The organism is Polaromonas sp. LjRoot131, assembly GCF_964252805.1.
Lineage (GTDB): Bacteria > Pseudomonadota > Gammaproteobacteria > Burkholderiales > Burkholderiaceae_C > Polaromonas.
Genome location: NZ_CAXUPF020000001.1, coordinates 1,673,928 through 1,695,894, shown reverse-complemented (window position 1 = coordinate 1,695,894; position 21,967 = coordinate 1,673,928). Strand labels below are relative to the sequence as shown.

Here is a 21,967-nt window from a genome sequence, read left to right as displayed (position 1 = left end):
GTTGAGTCGACAAGCAGACCTTCGACCCGGAAAAAAGTGATGTCGCCAATAAAAAGGAGCTTGCCATGATTGTCCGTTTCAGCATCGAACCCATGATGCAAGAGGAGTTCGAGTACCGCGTGAGCTACGAAGGCGAAGAGCTCTTCGGCGACGCCGGCCTGGACAGCGTCGAAGCCTGCATCATTGCCGCCACCGAAGGCCTGGGTCAGGACGCCATCGCGGCCGAAGTGGCCTACAAAGGCATCATCAGCGGCACTTACGCGCTCGCCTCGCTGGCATTGGCCTCGGCGCAGATCGCGCAGCATGCGCTGCAGACCACCGAGGCGATTGAAGAGGCGGCCCGGTAGGTCCGGCTAGCCCCCGGGTAGGCCGAAATGCCTCCCGGAGCTGCTACGCAAGCGACCGCAAGACCTACGCGCAACTGCTGCACTGACCCATGCTTAGCCTGTGTGCGGCACCGCACAGACGGGCCGCTACAGGCCGCCTACAAGAAGACAGGTGATCGCCGGCCCCAGCAGGGACGCATCGCCCGTCCATTGCCGCAGCGCCGTGCGGCACCCATATTGAGCGAGGGTTGCCATGATCCGACTTGCTTCCTCACCTGCCCCCCATCCCAAGCTGCTGGCGCATTCAGCACTGGCCATGCTGAGCGCTCCCGAGTTCCTGAAGGAATCCCGACGCGACTCGCCCACCACCAGCGACTCTGTGTTGGACGTCCTGCGCGATTGGGCCACAGGCGACGGCGTGAGCGCCGAGGACGCCCATCTTGCTTCGGGTACCGCACGGCAGTTCGAAGCGCCCCTGGCCGACGATCCGCTGGACATCGCGATCGCCGATTGGGACGCGCTGTTTCGCGCCGTCATGGTCAGGCTCATGCTCAGCGTCGGCGAAAAACTCGCGTCCGCACCCAAGTCGCAGGCCGGCGAAGCCGCTGAACTGGTCCAGTCCATCGTGCTGGAGTGCGTCGGCGCCTTGCACCAGCTGCATCTGGCGCTGATGCGGGAACGCCGCCAGCGCGATCATCACCCGGCGACAGCGGCGCCCGGCATGCAAGCCACCGGGCGGGCCGCCCCCGGTTGAGTTCTCTTGGAGGTTTGGCGTCAGGCCCGTCAGACTGGTTTTGGCGCGACCGGCCGGACAGGCGGGGCGGCAACCTAAAATGGCCCGATAGATCAAAGGCCGCGGGGTTGAACTGGCAGGGCAACGTTGCGGCCCACACCCGTTAAATGAAACCTTATTCCGTCCTCTTCGTCTGCATGGGCAATATTTGCCGCAGCCCCACGGCCCATGGCGTGTTTCAGCACAAAGTCATGGCGCGTGGCCTCGGCGAACAAGTGCAGGTCGACTCGGCCGGCACACATAACTACCATCCCGGCAACCCGCCCGACGAACGCTCCCAGGCGCATGCATCCAGGCGAGGCTACAACCTCTCAAGCCTCAGGGCCCGGCGGATTTCGGATGCGGATTTCGAGCGCCACGATTTGATCCTGGCCATGGATTGGGACAACCTGGCTCTGGTCCAGGAGGAGTGTCCCGCTGAGCATCTTCACAAAGTGCGCAGGCTCACGGAGTTTTGTTTAAAGCACGACAGCCCGGTGGTGCCCGATCCCTACTACGGCGGCAAGGATGGCTTTGAGCAGGTGCTGGATCTGGTGGAGGATGCTTGCGAGGGGTTGATGCGCCACGTTGAGTTGCGGCTGTAGCGGGACGGCATCTGGGCTAGCCGGATTTGCAATCTGGTACATAAGCGCTTTGTTACCGCTAGACCTGCGAGAGGTTTCGAACGTCGCTCTGGGAATGAAACCCGCAAGAAACGCGGATTCGAGATGAATAAGGTGACGAGCCTTGACCCCGGCACTGGCTCCACAGTTAGGGCTGCTTGGTTCCCCACCTGACCCGGTTGGCCGCTTTACCATGCGGGAAGGCCCGTCACCTCCGATTGTAAGGGACTTGGGAATGACCCTTGCATCGTGGGGAACATAGTCTGACCAACACCCCCGAAACACGGCATTCCGCAATTTAGAATGTGGCGGATATGTCCTATCTCGTCCTAGCCCGCAAATACCGCCCCAAAAATTTCTCGGAAATGGTGGGGCAGTCGCATGTGGTGCAGGCCTTGGGCAATGCGCTGGCGACCCAGCGTTTGCACCATGCTTACCTGTTCACCGGCACGCGGGGCGTGGGCAAGACGACGATTTCGCGAATTCTGGCCAAGTCGCTGAACTGCCTGGGCCCGGATGGGCAGGGCGGCATCACGGCCACGCCCTGTGGTGTGTGCCAGGCCTGTACCGACATCGACAGCGGGCGGTTTGTCGACTACACCGAGCTGGACGCGGCCTCGAACCGCGGGGTTGATGAAATCGCCCAGCTGCTCGAGCAGGCCGTTTACAAACCCGTCGTGGGCCGCTTCAAGGTCTTCATGATCGACGAAGTTCACATGCTCACGAACACGGCCTTCAACGCCATGCTCAAGACGCTGGAAGAGCCTCCCGAATACCTGAAGTTCGTGCTGGCCACGACCGACCCGCAAAAAGTGCCGGCCACGGTGCTGTCGCGCTGCCTGCAGTTCAACCTGCGGCCCATGGCGCCCGAGACGGTGCTTGAACATTTGACGCAGGTGCTGGGCGTCGAGAACGTGCCGGCCGAGCCGCAGGCGCTGCGCCTGCTGGCGCGCGCGGCGCGCGGCTCCATGCGCGATGCGCTGTCTTTGACCGACCAGGCCATCGCCTTCGGCTCAGGCTCGCTCGAGGAGGCCAGCGTGCGCACCATGCTGGGCAGCGTGGACCGCAGCTATGTGTACCGCCTGCTCGACGCGCTGGCGCGTGGCGACGGCAAGACCGTGGTGGAAACCTCGGAGGCGCTGCGCCTCAACGGCCTGAGCGCGGCCTCCACGCTCGAAGAAATGACCACGGTGTTGCAGCGCATGGCGGTGCTGCAGGCCGTGCCGGAGATGGGCGAGGGCGGCGACGATGCCGACCCGGACATCGCCGAGACGGCTCGGCTGTCACGCGCGCTGCCGGCCGATGAAACCCAGCTGCTCTACAGCCTGTGCCTGCACGGCCGCGGCGAGCTGGGCCTGGCGCCCGACGAATACGCGGGCCTGACCATGGTGCTGCTGCGCCTGCTGGCCTTCAAACCCTCGGCTTCTTCGGCCAGCACCCATGTGGGGGGTGCCGCCGAGCCTGGAAAAAAGCCTCAGCCTGAGGTCGCGCGGGCCGCTACGCCCGCGCCGGCCGCCGCGCCTGCGACGGCAACGCCGGCCCCGGCGTTTGAAAGGCGGCCGCCTGTGGCGCCTCCGGCCGCCCAGGCCGAGCGCGCGCAGGCCGCCCCCCATGTCACCGCGAGCGCCCCGGCCATGCCGGAGCCGCCGCCTGTGCAGGCGGCGCCCCCGCAGCAGCCACATCGCCCGCCGGCCAGCGCGCCTTCGACCACGCCCCCACCGTTGGTGCCCGTGCCCCTGGGCGAAGCCTGGGGCCAGACGGTCAACCAGCTGGTCGCGGCCGAGGCCGTGGCGGCTCTGACGCGCGAACTGGGCCTGCAGTCGGAATTGCGCAGCCAGGACGGCGCGCTGTGGACGCTGCGGGTGGAGCGCGAGTCGCTGAACCAGGCGGCCGCGCGCGAAAAGCTGCAGGCCGCCTTGCAAACCCATGTGGGCGACCCGGCCCTCAAGCTGGTGGTGGAGGTCGGCCCGGTCACCGACACCCCGGCCCGCCGCAATGGCGCCGCCGCGGCCGAGCGCCAGCGCGCGGCCGAGGAACTGATACAAAACGACCCGCTGGTGCAGGACATGATGCGCGACTGGGGGGCGAAAATTGTCCCCGGCAGCATACGGCCGCTGGCCGCCAAGTCGATATGATCAAAGACAATTCGTAAGTACGCATTCCAGGCCTCCGACACTGCCTCAACACTCCCCAATTTCACGATTCAAAAGGAAGACTCCATGTTTAACAAAGGACAACTCGCAGGCCTCATGAAGCAGGCCCAGGCCATGCAGGACAACATCAAGAAAGCCCAGGACGAACTGGCTTTTGTCGAAGTGACGGCCGAGGCCGGCGCCGGCCTGGTGAAGGTCACCATGACCTGCAAGCACGACGTCAAGCGCATCGAGATCGATCCCAGCCTGCTGGCCGACGACAAGGACATGCTCGAAGACCTGGTGGCTGCGGCCTTTAACGCCGCCGTGCGCAAGGCTGAGGAAGTCAGCCAGGAAAAGATGGGCAAGCTGACAGCCGGCCTCCCACCCGGCATGAAGCTGCCGTTCTAAAACGGCTCGCTTGGGCTCATGGCGGCTCATACCCGGTTTTGGGTCCCGTTCAGGTCATCCTCATGCACCTCAAGTGCATTCCGGTGGCCTGACACCCGCGCCTTGCCCTGAACCCGCTCGCTACGCCTTTTTTCTTTATTCACTTCAGACTGCTTGCTCTCCACATGGCCGACTCCAACGCTCTCGAAGGCCTGACCCAGGCGCTGCGCAAGCTGCCGGGCGTGGGCGCCAAGTCGGCGGCGCGCATGGCCTTTCATTTGCTGCAGCATGACAAACCGGGCGCCTTGCAGATCGCGCGCGCACTCGAGCATGCGGTCGGCAGCGTGCGGCACTGCAGCCTGTGCAACACCCTGACCGAGCAAGCGCTTTGCACCACCTGCGCGAACCCGCAGCGCGACCGCAGCAAGCTGTGTGTGGTCGAGACGCCGGCCGACCAGGCGGCGCTGGAGCGCACCCTGGCCTACAAGGGTTTGTATTTCGTGCTGATGGGCAAGCTCAGCCCGCTGGACGGCATAGGCCCCAACGACATCGGCCTGCAAAAGCTGTTCGACCGTGTCGTGCCCAAGGACGAGCGCGGCGAGGCGCTGCCGCCCGAGTCGCGCGAGGTGCAGGAAGTGATCCTCGCGACCAACTTCACGGCCGAAGGCGAGGCCACGGCGCATGTGATCGCCCAGGCGCTCAAAAGCCGCGGCGTGCAGGTGACGCGCCTGGCGCGCGGCGTGCCGGTGGGCAGCGAACTTGAATACGTGGACCTGGGCACGATTGCCCATGCGCTGGTGGACCGCCGCTGAGGGGCGGCTTTTTTTAGATTCCGGCAAGCAGTAAAAAACGGCCGCGACGACACAACAACAAACGAAAGGAACCCACCCATGACATTCGCACGCTTCACCATTGCCTATTGGTGTGTCCTGATCGCGGCGCTGTTGCCGATCGCCTGCGCGGCGATCGCCAAGTACGGGATGATGGGCACGCCGCGGCGCGACGGCGGCTTTGACAACCACAACCCGCGCGGCTGGCTGGCGCGGCAAACCGACTGGCGCGGCCGCGCCAATGCGGCCCAGCACAACACCTTTGAAGCGCTGCCGTTTTTCTTCGCGGCGGTGATCATTGCGCACCTGCTGCAAGCCGGGCAGACGCGCCTGGACATCCTGGCCCTGTTGTTCGTGTTTCTGCGCATCGCCTACATCATGATGTACGTGGCCGACCTGGCGAAAGCGCGCTCTGCCATCTGGGCCCTTGCGCTCTTCATCAACATCTGCATCCTCTTTTCAGGCTATCGCTGAGAGAAGAGGCGTGCATCAACCGCGGTAACCTTTGGTAACCTCGGGCACGTCATTTTTGGTAAAAACCCGCACGGGATGACCCCGATGCGGGTTTTTTTACGTCTCGATAAGCTTGTGCCATCCACAAGAAAAGAGGCTTTGCATGAACCGCCATCCCCTGATTTCACGCCGCGGCTTTGCCGGCGGCACTGCGCTGGCCGTGGCGACGCTGGCATTCCCGTCGCTGCGCGCCCAGCCCAAGCTTGAGAAGAGCAAGATCGCGATTGCGGTCGGCGGCAAGGCCGCGTTTTATTACCTGCCGCTCACGATCTCCGAGCAGCTGGGCTACTTCAAGGCCGAGGGCCTGGACATCGAGATCAGCGATTTCGCCGGCGGCGCGCGCGCGCTGCAGGCCGTGGTGGGCGGCTCGGCCGACGTGTGTTCGGGCGCGTTTGAGCACACCATCAACCTGCAGTCCAAGAACCAGATGTTCCAGGCCTTTGTGCTGCAGGGCAGGGCGCCGCAGATCGCCTTCGGCATCTCGACCAGGAACATGCCCAACTACAAGAGCCTGGCCGACCTGAAGGGCAAGAAGATCGGCGTGTCGGCGCCGGGCTCGTCGACCAACATGATGGCCAACCTGGTGCTGTCGCGTGCCGGCCTCAAACCCGGCGACGTGAGTTTTATCGGTGTGGGCACGGCGGCCGGCGCGCTGACCGCGCTGCGCTCGGGCCAGATCGACGCGATGAGCAACACCGATCCGGTGATGACCATGCTAGAGCAAAAAGGCGAGGTCAAGATCATCAGCGACACGCGCACGCTCAAGGGCACGGTGGAAGTCTTCGGCGGTTCCATGCCGGCGGGTTGCCTGTATGCGCCCCTGGAGTTCGTGCAAAAGAATCCCAACACCTGCCAGGCGCTGGCCAATGCCATCGTGCACGGCCTCAAGTGGCTGCAGACGGCCGGCCCGGGCGACATCATCAAGACCGTGCCGGAGAGCTACCTGCTGGGCGACCGCGCACTCTACCTGGCGTCCTTCAACAAGGTGCGCGAGTCGATTTCGCTGGACGGCATCATTCCCGACGACGGCGCGCGCACGGCGCTCAAGGCGCTGGCGAGCTTTGACCCCACGGTCAAGGCCGACAAGATCGATCTCGCGAAGACCTATACCAACGAGTTTTCACGCCGGGCCAAGGACCGATTCAAAGCCTAGGCCTGGAGCCCCCACGCTCGTCACTCCGAGCCTGCGGCGCGCTGTCCCTTTCCTGCGTATTGGGGCGCTGCGCCTGCGGTCTGGCAAAGCCAGTCCCGCGGCCCCTGCTGGTGAAGATAGAGTCCCTTGCGCAGGCAGCGTGCTATAAGCTCCTCCCATGTCCGAACCTGACAACACCTACGCCCTGGAGCTGATCGACATCAGTTGCACTTTTCGCTCGCGCGACGATGCGGGCCAGCGTTATACGGCGGTCAGTGACACCACCTTGCGCATACGGGCGGGTGAATTCGTGTCGGTCGTCGGGCCCACGGGTTGCGGCAAGTCGACCCTGCTCAACATAGGCGCCGGCTTGCTCGAGGCCTCGTCGGGCGAGGTCAAAGTCTTCGGCCAGCCGCTGGCCGGCATCAACACACGTGCCGGCTATATGTTCCAGACAGAGGCGCTGATGCCCTGGCGCAGCGCGCTGACCAACGTCATGATGGGCCTGCAGTACCGTGGCATTCCCGACGCCGAGGCGCGCCGCCAGGCGCAGGCCTGGCTGGAGCGCGTAGGCCTGGGCGGCTTCGGCGACCGCTACCCGCACCAGCTTTCGGGCGGCATGCGCAAACGCACCGCGCTGGCCCAGGTGCTGGCGCTGGACCCGGACATCATCCTGATGGACGAACCCTTCAGCGCGCTCGACATCCAGACCCGTCAACTCATGGAAAACGAGGTGCTGGAACTCTGGGCCGCCAAGAAGAAGGCGGTGCTCTTCATCACCCACGACCTCGACGAGGCCATCGCCATGAGCGACCGCGTGATCGTGCTGTCGGCCGGCCCGGGCACGCATCCCATGGGCGAGTTTGCGATCGACCTGCCGCGCCCGCGCGACGTGGCCGAGGTGCGCCACCAGCCGCGTTTTGTCGAGCTGCACACGCAGATCTGGAACGTGCTGCGCGATGAGGTGCTCAAGGGTTACGCCCAACAGCTCAAGAAAGCCGCCTGAGCATGTTGCACCATCTCAAACCTTCCGAAAAAAACCTGCGCGCCTGGCAGATTGGTTTGCTGGTCGTCATCCTGCTGGTCTGGCACGCGGCCTCGCGCAACCAGAAGACCGCGTTTTTCCTGGGCGAACCGATCAAGGTGGCGGGCCGCGTCTGGAGCTGGTTCATGCCCTTCGGCTTCGGCCCCAGCGCATTGTTTCCCGACGGGCTGCCCGGCAATGCCGACATCTATTTGCACCTGGGCACGACCTTGCTGGAGACCGTGCTGGCTTTTGGCATAGGCACGGTGCTGGGCCTGGCCTGCGGCCTGTGGCTGGCGCTGGCGCCTACGGCCAGCGCCATCCTGGACCCCTACATCAAGGCCGCCAACTCCATGCCGCGCGTGATCCTCGCGCCGATTTTTTCGCTGTGGCTGGGCCTGGGCATCTGGAGCAAGGTGGCGCTGGCCGTCACGCTGGTGTTTTTCATCGTGTTCTTCAACGTCTACCAGGGCGTCAAGGAAGTCAGCCCGGTGGTGCTGGCCAATGCGCGCATGCTGGGCGCCAACCAGCGGCAGTTGCTGCGCACGGTGTATTTGCCCAGCGCCACGAGCTGGGTGTTCTCCAGCCTGCATACGTCGGTGGGCCTGGCTTTTGTCGGCGCGGTGGTGGGTGAATACCTGGGCTCGGCGCGCGGGGTAGGCTACCTGATCCTGCAGGCCGAAGGCACCTTCGACGTCAACACCGTGTTCGCCGGCATCGTGGTGCTGACGGCCTTCGCGCTGGTGCTGGACGGCATCGTCGGCCGCCTCGAAAAACGCCTCATGAAGTGGCAGCCGCGCAGCGGCGAGACGGAAAAGCTCTGACGCTTTTCGCGTCTCCTTTCCCTGTAGCGCAATTTCCTGTCGTCCTACAGTCTCCGGCGGCGCGCCTGCTTACAGTCAGGGCTGGACTTGCGCCATTCCGTGCCAGCTTGCCGCTGCGCAAGGAAAGGCGGGGCAAGCCGGCATCCAAAACTCCAAGGAAAACGCCATGAACCTTTCTCTCAGCATTGGCCCGCTTGTCTCCCTGATCGCGGGCGTCCTGATCCTGATCATTCCGCGCCTGCTCAATTACATCGTGGCGATCTACCTGATCGTCATCGGCCTGATCGGCCTGTTCGGCGTCGGTAGCCTCAAGCTTTAGCGGCAGGCCCTTGGCGGGCCGCACTGTCGCTGCCCGTGATGGCGGCAATTTTGGCCGCGCTGCGCCTGAGTTGGACTGCCAGCGCCGGAATGCGCCCCGGCGGTATGCGCGAGGAAATCGCCGACACGCTGAGCGCCATGCAGGGGCGCTGGTAACTTCCGGGCACCGCCATGCCCACCGCCGTCACGCCCTCCATCACCGCATTGACCCCGACTGAATAGCCCTTGTCGCGCGCCTCGCCGACGTGGCGGGCCACGTCTTCGGGCGTCATGCGGCAAAACTCCGGCAGGTAGGGGCTGTTGGCTGCAATCAGTCCGTTCGACTCGGCTTCGGGCAGGGCCGCCAGCAGGCACAGGCCCGCCACGCTGGCGCCTATGGGGCGGCGGTCGCCCAGAGCCACCACATTGGCCTTGATGGGGTAGGCGCCCTGTGCCCGCCACAGGCACAGCACGTCATCGTGGCTGCGCAGCATCAGGTAAACGGTGTCTTCGGTGGCCGCGGCGAGTTCTTCGACCACGCTGCGCACCTGCGGAAACTGCGCAACCGGGTTGGGCGCTGCCATGCCCAGTTCAAACAAGCCGCTGCCCAGCGCATAGCGTCGGGTCTCCGGGCTTTGCCGCACCAGGCCGGCCAGCTGCAGCGACCGGAGGATGCGGTGCGCCGTGGGCCGGCTCAGGCCGGTCGCATGGCACAGGTCCAGGATGCGGACGCCGCCCACGCCGGTGCGGGCAATTTCGCGCAGCAGTTCGCAGGCCCTGTCGACGGTCTGCGCGCCGGCGGTGCTGTCCGTGTCGGTGGTTTCGTGCTTCATGGGGGGAGCATAAAGGGCGGCTGCTAAAAAGTCCAAATATCGTACGAAAAATCACTTTCTCTTCAAAATTGACCAAGCGAGGCCGGCTTTTGTTTGGCCGTGCTGCTGTGGATTTTTAGAATTGAGGCCGAAAAGTAAGTTCATATACAGGACTTACTTGGATGAAAAGTGACCCACACCGATAAAACCAGGAGACATGACATGAATTCAGGACGCCGTTTGACCCTGCTGGGCGCCATCGCCGGCCTTGCCTTTGCGGGCGCCGTGCAAGCGCAGGGCTACCCCACCAAGCCGATCCGCATTGTGTTGCCCTACAGCGCCGGCGGGCCCGCCGACGTGATGGTGCGCGCCATCAGCCAGAAGCTGGGCGACAGCTGGGGCCAGCCCTTTATCGTCGACAACAAGCCGGGTGCCAACGAAATCATCGCCGCCGACATCGTGGCAAAAAGCCCGGGCGACGGCTACACCTTCCTGGTAGCTTCCGACGGCGCCTACAGCCTGAACCAGAACCTCTATCCCAAGATTCCCTACGACCCGGTGAAGGACTTCGTGCCGGTCGCCAAGCTGGCCGTCGGCAACCTGATGCTGGTGACGCGGCCGGACTTTCCGGCCGCCAACGTCAAGGAGTTCATCGACTACGTCAAGCGCAACCCGGGCAAGCTCAACTACGGCTCCATAGGCGCGGGCGGCGTGAACCACCTGGCCTCGGCCTGGTTCAACAGCATCAACGGCCTGCAGATGGAGCACGTGGCCTTCAAGGGCCTGCCGCCCGCCGTGCAGGAACTGATGGCCGGCCGCATCGACGCGATGTTCGCGGTGACGGGCGGTGTCGCGCCTTTCCTGGAGACGAACAAGATCAAGGCACTCGCGGTGTCGGGCCGCAACCGGCAGCCGGCCGCGCCCAATGTGCCGACCTTCGCCGAGGTCGGCTACCCGACGTTTGACGCGTCCTACTACTTCGGTGTGGTCGCGCCCAAAGGCACGCCGCCCGAGATCAGTGCCCGCTTCGCGCGCGACATGAGCAAGGTCATCAACACCGCCGAGTTCAAGAGCAAATACCTGCAGCCGCTGGGCTTTGAGGCCGTGGGCGACACGCCCGAGCAGTTCGCGGCTTTCCTGAAATCCGACCGCGAACTCGGCGCGCAAAAGGTCAAGGTTTCCGGCGCCAAACTCGAATAACCCCGCTGTCCCTGGGAACCCCACGATGAAAAAAAACACCGAACTGCGCTCCGACATTGCCTGGACCACGCCCGACGCCATAGGCGTGCACGGCTACGACCTTTGCCATGACCTGATGGGCGAGGTCAACTTCGGCGACATGGCCTTCCTCGAAGTCACGGGACGCCTGCCCGACGCGAAGGAGTCGCGCATGTTCAATGCCATCCTGGTCACGCTGGTGGAGCACGGCATCGTGCCCTCCACCCTGGCTGCGCGCATGACCTACGCGGGCGCGCCCGAAGCCATGCAGGCGGCCGTCGCGGCCGGCCTGCTGGGCCTGGGCAGCGTGTTTGTCGGCTCGACCGAAGGCTCGGCGCGCATGCTGGCGGCCGCCTTGCCCGAGGGCCGGGGCGGGCAGGGTGCGGCCGCGGATGCGTCACTGGCCGGCCTGGCCGAAGGGATTGTGCAAAGCCACAGGGCGGAGAAAAAAATCATTCCCGGCCTGGGCCACCCTATCCACAAGCCGGTGGACCCGCGCACCTTGCGCTTGTTTGCGATTGCGAAACAGACCGGTTTCCATGGCCGCTACGTGGCGCTGATGCAATGCGTGGCCGATGCGGCCGGCGTGGCCTATGGCAAGCCGCTGCCCGTCAATGCCACCGGCGCCATAGGCGCGCTGTGCTGCGAGATGGGCCTGTCCTGGAAAGTCTCGCACGGCCTGGGCGTGATGGCCCGCGCCGTCGGGCTGGTGGGCCACGTGCTGGAAGAAGCCCAGCAGCCCATGGCCATGGAAATCTGGCACCGGGCGGAGGACGAGGCCACGGGGCATGCGCGCGGCAAGCTTCGCGATAAAGCCGATGGCACAGCTGGCGGCAAGGGTGATTGACCCATGCTGTCACCGCTTGAAGTTCTGAGGCTGTACCCGCCGCACGGCGGCACCCTGGCCTCCTTGCTGCGAAGCCGGGCGGCCGTTGCCGGCGACCGCGAATTCATCGTCTACCAGGGGCGCTCCTTCAGTTATGGGCAGGTCCTCGAAGAAGTGCGGCGTGCCGCGGCCGTTCTCGCCTGCAAAGGCGTGAAGGAGGGCGACAGGGTCGGCGTGATGTCGCTGAACCACCCGTCCAGCGTATTCGCGTTTTTGGCGCTGGCCGGGCTGGGCGCCATCATGGTGCCGGTCAATCCCGACTACGGCGTGGAGGAGGCGCGTTACGTGCTCCGGCACGCGGAGGTCTGCGGCGTGATCTGTTCAGAGGCCGTCTTGCCGACTGTGCAGGCCGCCTGCACAGGCCTTGCCGGCACACCCTGGTTGATGCTGAACGAAACCGGTTTTGTGGACGCGCCGGCCGCGGCCGCCCCGGAGCCGCTGGACAATCCTGACGCCACCTGCGTGTTCATCTACACCTCGGGCACCACGGGTTTTCCCAAGGGCGTGATGCACAGCCAGCGCAGCCTGCTGACGGCCGGCGAGGGTTTTGTCGCGCGCATGTACCTGCAGCCCGACGACAGGTTGCTGTGCGTGCTGCCGCTGTTCCACATCAATGCGATTTTTTATTCGCTGGCCGGCTCGCTGGCGGCGGGCGCGACGCTGATCCTGGAGCCGAAATTTTCGGCGTCGAAGTTCTGGCAGACCGTGAAGGACACCGGTGCGACCGAGGTCAACACCATCGCGGCGGCCAGCAGCATTTTGATGCGGCGGCCGCGCAGCGAATACGTGCCGGGCCACAGGCTGCAAAAAATTTATGGCGCACCGTTCGACGAGGAAACCTTCCGGGTCTTCCAGGACGAGTTCCATGTGCCGACCCTGATCGAAGGCTACGGCATGTCGGAAATCCCGGGCGCGCTGAACAACCCTTTTCCCGGGCCGCACAAGGTGCGCAGCATGGGCCGGCCCAGCCGGCATCCGGACCCGGCGGTGTCGCTGGCCGAGCTGCGCATCGCCGGCGACGACGGGCAATTTCTGCCGCCGGGGCAGGTGGGTGAGCTGGTGGTGCGCACGCCCATCGTCATGCAGGGCTACTTCCGCGACGAGGCGCAGACACGCGCGGCGTTTCGCGACGGCTGGTTCCTGACGGGCGACCTGGCCTATGTCGATGAAGACAATTTTTTCTGGTTCGTCGCGCGCAAGAAAGACATCATCCGCAAGCGCGGTGAAAACATCTCCGGCGCGGAGCTGGACCGTGTGATCGGCAACCACCCCAGTGTGCTGGAGGCGGCCGCCATCCCGGTGCCGTCTGAACTGGGCGAAGACGAGATCCTGGTGGCCGTGGTGCTGCGCCCCGGCATGGCGCTGGCGCATGAGGAGATTGCCCAGTGGTGCCGCGAGAGGCTGGCCGCGATCAAGGTGCCGCGCTATGTGGCGTTGGTCGAGTCCCTGCCGCATACGCCGACGCACCGCGTGGCCAAGTTCAAGCTGCGGGAAGATGCTTCACTCAGGGCGAAGGCCGTGGACCTGCAGGCCGCAGTCTCTTGAGGTTCCGAAGAAGCCTTAGCGCTTCTTCGACTTCACGACGGGCTTGGCCGTGCTGCGCTTGACGGCCTTCACGCTGCTTTTGCCTTTGCCGCGGCCGGCCGAAGCGGCATGGCTTTTGACCGGCAGGAACACCACGACCTGGTGGCCCACTTTGAAAGCGCTGGAGGCGCTGACGTTGTTCCATTCGGCCACACTGGCGGCGCTCAGGCCGTAGCGCTTGGCGATGGTGGCCACCGATTCGCCCTTGCGGGCCTTGACGGTGGTGCGCCGCGTGACGACTTCGGGCGCGAAGGACACCTGGGCGGTATCGGCGATGTGCGAGGTGACGTCGTTTTCAACTTTGGCCGAGCGCGGCACCAGCAGGGTGGAGCCGGCCTTGATCAGCATGCGCGGCGGGATGTTGTTGACGCCGCGCAGGTCGGCTTCGCTCATGCCGGTGCGGCGCGCCGCTTCGGCCGGGTTCATGGTGCTGGGGGCTGTCCAGGCGGTCCAGCTGGCGTACTGGCCCTGGGTGTAGGCCTCGAAGTTGCGCTGGAACACCGTGGCGTTGTCCCAGGGCAGCAAAATTTGCGGCGTGCCGGCGGCAATGATGACGGGGCGGTGCGCCGAAGGGTTCAGCGCCTTGAAGTCTTCGATCTTGACGTCGGCCAGGCGCGCGGCCAGGGCCACGTCGATGTCGCGCGTGATCTGTACCTGCTGGAAGTAGGGATGGTTTTCGATCAGCGGCAACTCGGTGCGGAAAGCCTGCGGGTTGGCGACGATGTTTTTGACGGCCTGCAGCTTGGGCACGTAGAGCCGGGTTTCGGCGGGCATGTTGAGGTCGGAATAACTCGTGCCCAGGCCGGCCTTCTGGTTTTTGGCGATGGCGCGGCCCACGCTGCCTTCGCCCCAGTTGTACGCGGCCAGCGCCAGGTGCCAGTCGCCGAACATGCCGTAGAGCTTTTGCAGGTAGTCCAGCGCTGCGCGAGTGGAAGCCAGCACGTCGCGGCGGTCGTCGCGGAAGGCGTTTTGCTTCAGGTCGAAATACTTGCCGGTGGCCGGCATGAACTGCCACATGCCGGCAGCCTTGGCGCTGGAGACGGCCTGCGGGTTGAAGGCGCTCTCGATGAAGGGCAGCAGGGCCAGCTCGGTCGGCATCTGGCGGCGCTCGAGTTCTTCAACGATGTGGAACAGGTATTTGCTGGAGCGCTCGGTCATGCGCTGGATGTAGTCGGGCCGGGTGGCATACCACTGCTCACGGTCGGTCACCAGTTCGTTTTGCAGGTCGGGCATGGCAAAGCCGCGGCGTATGCGATCCCAGAGCTCTTTGGGCGGCTCGGTGGAGGCGACATTCTGGTGCGAGCCGGCCTGGCCCGGCGTGATGGCCTGCAACGGGCCGCTGGGCAGCAGCGGTTTGGCGGCGGGGCCGGCGCCGGTGGTCAGCACCGGGTCGCTGGGCAGGCCGGGGGCCTGCTGCGTGGCGCAGCCCGCCAGCAGCGCCGTAACGAGGACGGCGGCCAGCGAAACAAGGCGGAAAAAAGAAAAGGAGGAAGAGGCTGAAGCGGCAGTGGTTCGGGAGTGTGGCGTCATTTGAATTGGTTTTTCCACTGCCGGATGGCGGCAAATACGGTGGTCTCGTCACGGGCCGACGCATCAATGTGCCGGGCAGCCTGCATGATAGTGGCTTGCCGGGTTCGCAAAAAGGGGTTAACCAGCAGTTCCTGCGCAATCGAGGTCGGCAGGGTAGGCCGTCCCTGCTCGCGCAGGCGCACGCAGCGGGCCTGGTAGGCCGCGAGCTCGGCATTGCCGGGTTCCACGGCCATCGCAAAACGCAGGTTGCTCAGCGTGTATTCATGGGTGCAGCAGACCACGGTGTTGCCGGGCAGGGCGGCGAGCTTGTCGAGCGAGGCCAGCATCTGTGCCGGCGTACCTTCAAACAGGCGTCCGCAGCCGCCCGAGAACAGCGTGTCGCCGCAGAACAGCAGGGGCTTGCCGTCCACGTCCGGCGTGTAATAAGCAATGTGGCCGGCTGTGTGGCCGGGTACGTCGATGACTTCGAAGCCGAGGCCCAGGGCTTCGGCCGTATCGCCGCCCCTGAGGTGTGTGTAAGGCTGCGGAATGCGTTCGGTGGCCGGGCCCCAGACCTGGGCGCCCGTGGCTTCGCGAAGGGCATCCACACCGCCCGTGTGGTCCGCGTGGTGGTGCGTGACTAGAATCGACTCCAGTTGCAGTGCGTGCTCGTCCAGGGCGCGCAGCACCGGCCCGGCATCTCCCGGGTCCACGACCAGGGCGCGCGTGCCGTCATGCAACAGCCAGAGGTAGTTGTCGTCAAAGGCGGGGATGGGAATCAAATACATGCGGTGTCTCGATGAGCTCTGAAATTATAGGTTTGACCGACTGGCTGAAGACGCCGCCCGGCGCTTATCTGCTGGGCTGGGAGCGCACGCATTTCGACGAGGCCGTGAGCGACGTGTTTGGCTACCACGCCCTGCAACTGGGCCTGCCGGAACTCGATGCCCTGCAAGCAAACCGCATGCCGCACCAATGGCTCGCGCTCGAGTCCCTTCCTGCCGCCACAGCGCCTTCGCCGGCTCCTGATGCGACCGCCGCCCCCGCGGCAAGTTCCCGGCGCGCGGCCTTGCTGACCGACTCGGGTGCGCTGCCGTTCCCGGAAAGCAGCCTGGACCTGGTGGTGCTGCCGCACACGCTGGAGCTCAGCCGCGACCCGCACGCCACGCTGCGCGAAGTCAGCCGGGTGCTGGTGCCCGAAGGCCGCGTGGTCATCAGCGGGCTGAACCCCACCAGCCTCTGGGGCCTGCGCCAGCGGCGCGGCCACCTGTACCAGCGCTGGGGGTACGACAAGCTGTTTTTGCCCAGCACGGGCGAGTTCATCGGTTACTGGCGGCTGCGCGACTGGCTGCGGCTGCTGGACTTTGAGGTAGAGTCGGGGCGCTTCGGCTGCTACCGCCCGGCGCTGACCAGCCAGGCCTGGCTGGACCGCTTCGAGTGGATGGACGCGGCGGGTGAACGCTGGTGGCCGATTTTCGGTGCCGTGTACTTTCTCGCGGCGGTCAAGCGCGTGCGGGGTGTCCGGCTGCTGGAGCCCGCCTGGAAAACCCGCAAGGCCCCGGCGGCGGCGCCGGCCGCGGTGGCCAACAAGGAGCCGGCTGTCCGCTTGCGGCCGCCGGCCTGAGCTGATTTTTCTTTTTCACCGCCGGGCACTGGCCCGGCGTTTTTCGTTTTTCACAAGCACACACACAACGCATGACCGATTCATCCACCAGCCCAGCCGCCCCATCCCAGCCCGTCGTGATCTACACCGATGGTGCATGCAAGGGTAATCCCGGGCCCGGCGGCTGGGGCGTTCTGCTGTCCCAGGGCGGCACCGAAAAAGAGCTGTTCGGCGGCGAACTCGGCACCACCAACAACCGCATGGAAATGATGGCCGTCATCGAGGCGCTGGCGGCGCTCAAGCGGCCCTGCAGCGTGACGCTGTACCTGGACAGCGAGTACGTGCGCAAGGGCATCACCGAGTGGATCCACGGCTGGAAGGCCAGGGGCTGGCGCACGGCGGCCAAGGCGCCCGTGAAGAACGTCGACCTGTGGCAGCGCCTGGATGCGCTGGTGAGCACCAGCGGCCACAAGATCGACTGGCGCTGGGTCAAGGGCCATGCCGGCGACCCCGGCAACGAGCGCGCCGATGCGCTGGCCAACAAGGGCGTGGAACGCGCGCTGGGCCGCTTGTAACCGCGACTGGGGCGGGCCGGCGACGGCCGCGGGAACATGTGCGCAAAAACAGGCACCAAGCAGGGATGGCCGGCGCACAGCCCCCGTGCCCGGGCACGCACCATAAGCGTACGTAGCATCCACGGCTTCGCGGCCGCGCCGGCCGCTTGGTAAAGCCGTTGTAAAGCTACCGCGCTTGCCCCTGCCACGGGGTGGAAAAGGCTGCGCGCGCCATGGTGTCCTGCTACATTGGAACTTTGTATCTCTTTGTATAACAAGTTTTCCTCCCCATGGCATCAAAAGTAATCTACACAGCGGTCGCCGTCGCGGGCATTGCGGTCGCATCGGGAGCTGCCTGGTGGCTCCAGAAACCCAAGGCGCCGGGGGCTGTCGATGCCGCGCCTTCGGCTGCCGGCGGCGGCAATGGCGCCAGTTCGGGGAAACCAGTGACGGTGGAAGCCGCCAAGGTGGAAGTCGCCAGGCTATCGGACGACACGCAGGCCGTGGGCAGCCTGCGCTCTCGCCGCGGTGTGGTCTTGCGGCCCGAGGTCAGCGGACGCATCACCCAGCTCAATTTCACCGACGGCCAGCGTGTGCGCAAAGGCCAGGTGCTGGTGCAGTTCGACGACCAGCTGCCGCTGGCCCAGGTGCAGCAAAGCCAGGCCGAACTCTCGATCGCCAGGGCCAACCAGAAGCGCAACCAGGAACTGGTGGCGCAGAACTTCATCAGCCAGCGCTCCCTCGATGAAAGCGCGGCCAACCTGCAGGTGGCCGAGGCCAAGCTGTCGCTGGCCAAGGCCACGGCGGCGCGCCTGAAAATCATCGCGCCCTTTGACGGCATTGCCGGCATACGCCTGGTCAACGTCGGCGACTACCTCAAGGACGGCGCGGACATCGTCAACATAGAGGACATCGAGGCCATCTATGTCGACTTCCGCCTGCCTGAGCGCTTCCAGAACAAGGTCAGGCGCGGCCAGACGGCGATGCTCGACATCGACGCCTTGCCCGGCCGCAAGTACAACGCGCAGATCCAGGCCATCGACCCTTTGATCGATGCCAACGGCCGCTCCATCGGCATTCGCGGCTGCATCGACAACCGCCAGCTGCAGCTGCGCCCCGGCATGTTCGCCCGCGTCAACACGGTGTTCGGCGTGCGCGAGAACGCCCGCGTGATACCGGAGGAAGCCATCATTCCGCAGGGTAACCGGCAGTTCGTCATCAAGCTGCTCGAGGGCCCGAACGAGCAGACCCGCACCACCAGGCGCGTGGAAGTCAAAGTCGGCCTGCGCAGCCCGGGCAAGGTCGAGATCCTCGAAGGCCTGGAGTCCGGCGACGTTGTGGTCTCGACCGGCCAGCAGCGCGTGCAGCGCGACGGCACGGTGGTGACCGTGATGAATGTCGCGGGCGCTGATCGCCCAGCCGCCGAAAAAGCCGCGGGCACTGCTGCGGCAGCCCCGGCCTCTGGTGCTTCTGCTGCCTCCACGGCGGCGGCCTCGGCTGCACCGGCATCGAAGGCTCCGGATGCTGCCGCCAAGGCGCCGCAAGCCGCATTGGCAGGCCCCAATCCTTGCGGTGTGGTGGTGTCGGAGGCCCCGGCCATGGTGGTGCCGGTTCGCAGCATCAGCAAGCCCGAACGCAGCCCGGCCACGCCGCCGGCGCGCGACCCGGCCTGAGCCCCGGGCAGCGCCACCGACCCGACGGACCTCCATGCAACTCGCTGAAATTTCCATACGCCGCCCGGTCTTCGCCACCGTGCTGTCGCTGCTGATCGTGCTGATAGGCGCGGTCAGTTTCAACCGCCTCACGGTGCGTGAGTACCCCAAGATCGACGAACCGGTCGTGACCGTGAGCGTGCGCTATGTGGGTGCCTCCGCGGAAGTGATCGAATCCCAGGTGACCAAGCCGCTGGAAGACTCCATCGCCGGCATCGACGGCGTGGACGTGATCACCTCGATCAGCCGCGCCGACCAGGGCCAGATCAGCGTGCGTTTCCGCCTCGAGAAAGACGCCGACTCCGCCGCCGCCGAGGTGCGCGACCGTACCTCGCGAGTGCGCAACCGCCTGCCGCAGGCCATCGAGGAGCCGGTGATCGCCAAGGTCGAGGCCGATGCTTTCCCGGTGATACAGATCGCGTTTTCCAGCGAGTCGATGACGCCGCTGCAGATCAACGACCTGGTGAACCGCATCGTCAAGCCGCGCCTGCAGACCGTCACCGGCGTGGCCGACGTGCGCATTTTCGGCGAGCGCAAGTACGCCATGCGCGTCTGGCTGGACACCGACAAGCTGGCCTCCTACCGCCTCACCACGCAGGACGTGGAAGACGCCATCCGCCGCAGCAACCTGGAACTGCCGGCCGGCCGCATCGAGTCGCAGCAGCGCGAATTCAGCGTGACCTCGCAGACCGACCTGGTCAGGCCTGCCCAGTTCAGCGACATCGTGGTCAAGAACGTCAACGGCTTTTCGGTGAAGGTGCGGGATGTGGCCCGGGTGGAAGAGGGCGCCGCCGACGAGCGCACGGCCGTCCGGCTCAACGGCCGTTCGGCCGTGGCGATCGGCGTGATACGCCAGGCCACCGCCAACCCGCTGGATTTGTCCAAAGGCGTGCGCGAGGCGATTCCCAAGCTGAAAGCCGATCTGCCGCCCGACGTGCTGATCGACATCGCCAACGACAACTCGGTGTTCATCGACCGTTCCGTGAAGAACGTCTACCGCACCATCGCCGAGGCCATCATCCTGGTGGCGCTGGTGATTTTTGTGTTCCTGCGCACCATGCGCGCATCCATCATCCCCATCATCACCATCCCGGTGAGCCTGATCGGCACCTTCTCCCTGATGGCGCTGGCGGGTTTCACCATCAACACGCTGACCTTGCTGGCGCTGGTGCTGGCCATCGGCCTGGTGGTGGACGACGCCATCGTGATGCTGGAGAACATCTTCCGCCACATCGAGGAGGGCATGGACCCGTTCTCCGCCGGCATCAAGGGCGCGCGCGAAATCGGCTTCGCGGTGATCACCATGACGGCGACCCTGGTGGCCGTGTATGCGCCGCTGGCGTTCACACCGGGCCGCACCGGGCGGCTGTTTGTCGAATTTGCGCTGGCGCTGGCCGGCGCGGTGGTGGTGTCGGGCTTTGTGGCGCTCACGCTCACGCCCATGCTGTGCACGCAGCTGCTCAAGCACAACCCCAAGCCCAACCGCTTTGACCGCACCATGGAAACGGTGCTGACCAGCATCTCCGACCGCTACGGCGATGTGCTGCGCTGGATCGTCACCAAGCGCTGGGAGCCTTCGGGCGACACCCCGGGCTGGGGCCAGAAGCTCAGGGCCTTTGCCTTCCAGGCGCGCTGGATTGTCATCGGCGTCATGGCGCTCAGCGCACTGGCCATCGCGCTGGTGTTTCCCGGCATGAAGCGGGAGCTCTCGCCCATGGAGGACCGCGGCGTCATCCTGGCCAATGTCACCGCGCCGGACGGCGCCACGCTGGACTACACCAACCGCTATGCCAAGGCCCTCGAAAAAATGGGCCAGCCCTTTCCCGAATTCGACCGTATCTTCGGCAACGTCGGCAACCCGACCGTGGCCCAGGCCAGCGTGGTCTACCGCACCGTGGACTGGGACAACCGCAAACGCTCGACCATGGACATGGCGCGCGAACTGCAGCCCAAGTTCAATGCCCTGCCGGGCGTCAACGTCTTCACCATCACGCCGCCGTCATTGGGCCAGGGCTTTCGCGACCGCCCGGTCAACTTCGTGATCCAGACCTCCGACAGCTACCAGAACCTCAATGCCGTCACGCGCCAGATGCAGGACGAGATCGCCAAGAACCCCGGCATCGTTTCGGTTGATGTCGATTTGCGCCTGAACAAGCCCGAGCTTCGCATTGAAGTCGAGCGCGACAAGGCCGCCGACCTCGGCGTGAGCGTCGAGGTGGTGGCCAAGGCGATCGAAACCCTGCTGGGCGGGCGCAACGTGACGCGCTACAAGCGCGACGGCGAACAGTACGACGTGATCGTGCAGACCCAGGCCAGCGGCCGCACCACACCCGACGACATCGACCGCATCTATGTGCGCGGCCGCAACGACGCCATGATTCCGCTGTCGGCGCTGGTCAAGGTGCGTGAAAGCGTCTCGCCGCGCGAACTCAACCACTTCGGCCAGCGGCGCTCGGTCTCTTTCACCGCCAGCCTGGCGGGCGACTACTCGCTGGGCGAAGCGCTCAAGTTCATGGACCAGACCGCCGCCAAGGTGCTCAAGACCGGCTATAGCACCGACCTCAACGGCACCTCGCGCGAGTTCCGCAACTCGCAGGGCGCGCTGGCCATCGTGTTTGTGCTGGCGCTGCTGTTTATTTTCCTGGTGCTGGCCGCGCAGTTCGAGAGCTTCGTCGACCCGCTGGTGATCATGCTTTCGGTGCCGCTGTCCATGCTCGGCGCCTTGCTGGCCTTGAAGTGGTCGGGCGGCTCGCTCAACGTGTATTCCCAGATCGGGCTGATCACGCTGGTCGGCCTGATCACCAAGCACGGTATCCTGATTGTCGAGTTCACCAACCAGCTGCGCGGGCAGGGCATGGAGATGATCGACGCCGTGGTCAAGGCCTCGTCCCAGCGCCTGCGCCCCATCCTGATGACCACCGGCGCCATGGTGCTCGGCGCCTTGCCGCTGGCCCTGTCGCACGGCGCCGGCGCCGAAAGCCGCATGCAGATCGGCTGGGTGATCGTGGGCGGCATGTCGCTGGGCAGCTTGCTGGCCGTGTTTGTCGTGCCCACCATGTACACCTTGTTTGCGCGCAAGGCCATTCCGGGCGCGAACAAGACGGTGGCGAAAGAGGAGCCGGATGCGCACCATGACCATCCGGAATATGTAGCCAAATAAAGCCCTGCGCTTTCAAAGCAAAACGCCCTCTCACGAGGGCGTTTTGCTTTAAGTCAGATCCCCGCT

21 protein-coding genes and 1 other RNA gene are annotated in these 21,967 nt (G+C 65.3%); 18 read left to right on the top strand and 4 right to left on the bottom strand.

Translation table 11 applies throughout. The features are described 5' to 3' along the window. Nucleotides 1-65 precede the first annotated feature (65 nt). From ACSQ27_RS07950 to ACSQ27_RS07940, 3 genes are all read left to right on the top strand, one after another. A complete protein-coding gene (locus tag ACSQ27_RS07950) occupies nucleotides 66-347 on the top strand; it encodes a hypothetical protein (RefSeq protein ID WP_436154911.1) in 282 nt (93 codons plus the stop codon). Nucleotides 348-579: 232 nt separating this feature from the next. Then, nucleotides 580-1,080 carry a hypothetical protein gene (locus tag ACSQ27_RS07945; protein ID WP_436154910.1) on the top strand — a complete coding sequence of 167 codons (501 nt, stop codon included), beginning with the start codon at nucleotides 580-582 and terminating at the stop codon, nucleotides 1,078-1,080. Nucleotides 1,081-1,226: 146 nt separating this feature from the next. Further along, entirely contained in the window at nucleotides 1,227-1,703 is a 477-nt protein-coding gene (locus ACSQ27_RS07940; RefSeq protein ID WP_436154909.1) for a low molecular weight protein-tyrosine-phosphatase, read from the top strand. Between the two features lie 131 nt (nucleotides 1,704-1,834). Here ACSQ27_RS07940 and ffs read toward each other — a convergent pair. Next, nucleotides 1,835-1,931: signal recognition particle sRNA small type (gene ffs / locus ACSQ27_RS07935), an RNA gene on the bottom strand. A 104-nt stretch (nucleotides 1,932-2,035) separates the two neighbouring features. Here ffs and dnaX point away from each other — a divergent pair. The 8 genes from dnaX (at nucleotide 2,036) to ACSQ27_RS07895 (ending at nucleotide 8,885) form a co-directional block, all read left to right on the top strand. Continuing rightward, the gene (dnaX, locus tag ACSQ27_RS07930; RefSeq protein WP_436154908.1) at nucleotides 2,036-3,856 is read left to right on the top strand and encodes a DNA polymerase III subunit gamma/tau; all 1,821 of its coding nucleotides are present in this window, start codon (nucleotides 2,036-2,038) and stop codon (nucleotides 3,854-3,856) included. A gap of 84 nt (nucleotides 3,857-3,940) precedes the next feature. After that, nucleotides 3,941-4,264 (top strand): YbaB/EbfC family nucleoid-associated protein, encoded by a 324-nt coding sequence (locus ACSQ27_RS07925; protein WP_007871458.1) that lies wholly within the window; start codon nucleotides 3,941-3,943, stop codon nucleotides 4,262-4,264. Between the two features lie 164 nt (nucleotides 4,265-4,428). Beyond that, nucleotides 4,429-5,055, top strand: a complete 627-nt coding sequence (gene recR, locus ACSQ27_RS07920) for a recombination mediator RecR (protein WP_436154907.1) — start codon at nucleotides 4,429-4,431, stop codon at nucleotides 5,053-5,055. A 78-nt stretch (nucleotides 5,056-5,133) separates the two neighbouring features. Next, nucleotides 5,134-5,547: an MAPEG family protein gene (locus ACSQ27_RS07915; protein ID WP_436154906.1), complete on the top strand. Its 414-nt coding sequence runs from the start codon at nucleotides 5,134-5,136 to the stop codon at nucleotides 5,545-5,547. A 142-nt stretch (nucleotides 5,548-5,689) separates the two neighbouring features. Next, nucleotides 5,690-6,739: an ABC transporter substrate-binding protein gene (locus ACSQ27_RS07910; RefSeq protein WP_436154905.1), complete on the top strand. Its 1,050-nt coding sequence runs from the start codon at nucleotides 5,690-5,692 to the stop codon at nucleotides 6,737-6,739. A gap of 157 nt (nucleotides 6,740-6,896) precedes the next feature. After that, the gene (locus tag ACSQ27_RS07905) at nucleotides 6,897-7,724 is read left to right on the top strand and encodes an ABC transporter ATP-binding protein (RefSeq protein ID WP_436154904.1); all 828 of its coding nucleotides are present in this window, start codon (nucleotides 6,897-6,899) and stop codon (nucleotides 7,722-7,724) included. A gap of 2 nt (nucleotides 7,725-7,726) precedes the next feature. Then, nucleotides 7,727-8,566, top strand: a complete 840-nt coding sequence (locus tag ACSQ27_RS07900) for an ABC transporter permease (RefSeq protein ID WP_436154903.1) — start codon at nucleotides 7,727-7,729, stop codon at nucleotides 8,564-8,566. 166 nt (nucleotides 8,567-8,732) lie between these two features. Further along, nucleotides 8,733-8,885 carry a DUF3096 domain-containing protein gene (locus ACSQ27_RS07895; RefSeq protein ID WP_436154902.1) on the top strand — a complete coding sequence of 51 codons (153 nt, stop codon included), beginning with the start codon at nucleotides 8,733-8,735 and terminating at the stop codon, nucleotides 8,883-8,885. Here the strand turns inward: ACSQ27_RS07895 and ACSQ27_RS07890 are convergent. Next, on the bottom strand, nucleotides 8,875-9,696 hold the full coding sequence (locus tag ACSQ27_RS07890) for an IclR family transcriptional regulator (RefSeq protein ID WP_436154901.1): 822 nt from the start codon (nucleotides 9,694-9,696) through the stop codon (nucleotides 8,875-8,877). The two genes, ACSQ27_RS07895 and ACSQ27_RS07890, sit on opposite strands and share 11 nt — an antisense overlap. 201 nt (nucleotides 9,697-9,897) lie before the next feature. On the opposite strand from ACSQ27_RS07890, the gene ACSQ27_RS07885 reads away from it, so the two are divergent. From ACSQ27_RS07885 to ACSQ27_RS07875, 3 genes are read left to right on the top strand one after another with little or no spacing between them, the layout of a single operon-like run. After that, nucleotides 9,898-10,875 carry a Bug family tripartite tricarboxylate transporter substrate binding protein gene (locus ACSQ27_RS07885; RefSeq protein ID WP_436154900.1) on the top strand — a complete coding sequence of 326 codons (978 nt, stop codon included), beginning with the start codon at nucleotides 9,898-9,900 and terminating at the stop codon, nucleotides 10,873-10,875. 25 nt (nucleotides 10,876-10,900) lie between these two features. Further along, nucleotides 10,901-11,740, top strand: a complete 840-nt coding sequence (locus ACSQ27_RS07880) for a citryl-CoA lyase (RefSeq protein WP_436154899.1) — start codon at nucleotides 10,901-10,903, stop codon at nucleotides 11,738-11,740. A gap of 3 nt (nucleotides 11,741-11,743) precedes the next feature. Next, complete coding sequence (locus ACSQ27_RS07875; RefSeq protein ID WP_436154898.1) at nucleotides 11,744-13,324, top strand: AMP-binding protein; 1,581 nt, start codon at nucleotides 11,744-11,746, stop codon at nucleotides 13,322-13,324. A 15-nt stretch (nucleotides 13,325-13,339) separates the two neighbouring features. On the opposite strand, the gene ACSQ27_RS07870 is transcribed toward ACSQ27_RS07875, so the two are convergent. After that, the gene (locus ACSQ27_RS07870) at nucleotides 13,340-14,893 is read right to left on the bottom strand and encodes a transglycosylase SLT domain-containing protein (protein WP_436154897.1); all 1,554 of its coding nucleotides are present in this window, start codon (nucleotides 14,891-14,893) and stop codon (nucleotides 13,340-13,342) included. Continuing rightward, the gene (gloB, locus tag ACSQ27_RS07865) at nucleotides 14,890-15,660 is read right to left on the bottom strand and encodes a hydroxyacylglutathione hydrolase (RefSeq protein WP_436154896.1); all 771 of its coding nucleotides are present in this window, start codon (nucleotides 15,658-15,660) and stop codon (nucleotides 14,890-14,892) included. The genes ACSQ27_RS07870 and gloB overlap by 4 nt, the downstream gene beginning before the upstream one ends. 11 nt (nucleotides 15,661-15,671) lie before the next feature. Here gloB and ACSQ27_RS07860 point away from each other — a divergent pair, with 11 nt between their 5' ends. The 4 genes from ACSQ27_RS07860 (at nucleotide 15,672) to ACSQ27_RS07845 (ending at nucleotide 21,901) form a co-directional block, all read left to right on the top strand. Further along, nucleotides 15,672-16,496, top strand: a complete 825-nt coding sequence (locus tag ACSQ27_RS07860; RefSeq protein WP_436154895.1) for a class I SAM-dependent methyltransferase — start codon at nucleotides 15,672-15,674, stop codon at nucleotides 16,494-16,496. 71 nt (nucleotides 16,497-16,567) lie between these two features. Beyond that, complete coding sequence (rnhA, locus tag ACSQ27_RS07855) at nucleotides 16,568-17,050, top strand: ribonuclease HI (RefSeq protein ID WP_436154894.1); 483 nt, start codon at nucleotides 16,568-16,570, stop codon at nucleotides 17,048-17,050. 269 nt (nucleotides 17,051-17,319) lie between these two features. Next, the gene (locus ACSQ27_RS07850; RefSeq protein WP_436154893.1) at nucleotides 17,320-18,702 is read left to right on the top strand and encodes an efflux RND transporter periplasmic adaptor subunit; all 1,383 of its coding nucleotides are present in this window, start codon (nucleotides 17,320-17,322) and stop codon (nucleotides 18,700-18,702) included. Between the two features lie 34 nt (nucleotides 18,703-18,736). Further along, nucleotides 18,737-21,901 (top strand): efflux RND transporter permease subunit, encoded by a 3,165-nt coding sequence (locus ACSQ27_RS07845; protein ID WP_436154892.1) that lies wholly within the window; start codon nucleotides 18,737-18,739, stop codon nucleotides 21,899-21,901. Nucleotides 21,902-21,967 lie beyond the last annotated feature (66 nt).